This is a genomic window from Paenibacillus sp. P4_E11, assembly GCF_056401635.1.
In genome coordinates this window covers 1-1,158 of record NZ_JBFUIX010000526.1, presented here as the reverse complement: position 1 = coordinate 1,158, position 1,158 = coordinate 1, and the positions used below count along the sequence as shown (strand labels likewise).

The following is a 1,158-nucleotide window of genomic DNA, read 5'->3' as shown; positions in this document are numbered from 1 at the left end:
CGAAACGATAGCTCAATAAACACAGATAACGAGGTTATCGGCATATTGCGGCACTTCGTTTTGTAGTTATAACGAAACTTATGGCGGGAGGGAGAGTCAAATTATTGGAACTGTAGAATGAGTTGCGATGAGGAGGGTGGCAAGATGTTAAAGTTTCGTGTTGTCAAAAAAGTTATCATAAAGTATGAATATATGGTTCTAACTAAAAAGATTGATCAATTTGGAGTGAAATATTATACAGGTGAAGAGGCCGTACTTCCATCATTCAATGATATCTCTTTGATAAGAGTTTTCAATATTCTGGGAGACCAGGGTTGGGAACTAGCAGTGAAGGACAATGATAATACCTACGTACTCAAACGTCAGATAAAAGAAATTAAGTACGACTATTAACAATCGAGAAACAAACTGTGTAGCCGTTTCAATGAGATACAGATCAGAATAGGCTCCTGTGCCTTCTGCAAAAGGCACGGAGTCGATTGGTAACTCAAGCACTATCCATCCCTCGAGCTTCTCACACTTTCGGTTCCCCGTGCTTTAGAAACTTCTGGAAAGTTATCTCACCGACCAAAGTCTAGTTCACAACTATACTTCCGTTCGTTACGACCTATCCCGATTCCGCGGTATGCTGAACTTAACATACTAGACGCGGAACGCATAGGCGGATAATGAACGGAGGTACTTTCTTATGACGCAGTATAAGCACATCTATATCCTTCTTACCGATACGGGGACTCTACTTAATCGAATGATCCGATTATATACGAAGTCTTCGATGAACCATGCTTCGATTTCTTTGGATGGAAGCTTCCAGAACGTATTCAGTTTCGGGCGAAAGTCTCAAGATAATCCGTTCGTCGGGGGATTCGTAAAAGAGGACATGCGGGGTAATTTGTTGCGGCATTCCAATTGCTCCGTGTATCAGTTGAGGGTGACTACCGGTCAATATGAGAAGCTGAAATCTATTATTCAAACGTTCGAGAAAAACGAACAGCAATATTCCTATAACCTACTTGGGCTGTTCTTGCTAGTATTTCACCTACCAGTAGAACGGAAACAAACGTTTTTTTGCTCGGAATTCGTAGCGTTCACCTTAGCCCATGCCGGTATTTCGGTTACGGAGCGTTGGCTCCGACCTCGAATTCAAACGTAATCGAC

Annotated in this window: 2 protein-coding genes; both read left to right on the top strand. The window is 42.1% G+C overall.

Annotated features, from left to right (window positions below):
• The first annotated feature begins 144 nt into the window (after positions 1-144).
• Entirely contained in the window at positions 145-393 is a 249-nt protein-coding gene (locus AC1DWB_RS35735) for a hypothetical protein (protein ID WP_477545804.1), read from the top strand.
• Positions 394-688: 295 nt separating this feature from the next.
• Positions 689-1,153, top strand: a complete 465-nt coding sequence (locus AC1DWB_RS35730) for a hypothetical protein (RefSeq protein ID WP_477545803.1) — start codon at positions 689-691, stop codon at positions 1,151-1,153.
• Positions 1,154-1,158: the final 5 nt, after the last annotated feature.

What these genes read in the sequence shown, in the direction of transcription:
- AC1DWB_RS35735 (WP_477545804.1), top strand. Translation starts at nt 145, where the DNA reads ATGTTAAAGTTTCGTGTTGTCAAAAAAGTTATCATAAAGTATGAATAT.
- AC1DWB_RS35730 (WP_477545803.1), top strand. Translation starts at nt 689, where the DNA reads ATGACGCAGTATAAGCACATCTATATCCTTCTTACCGATACGGGGACT.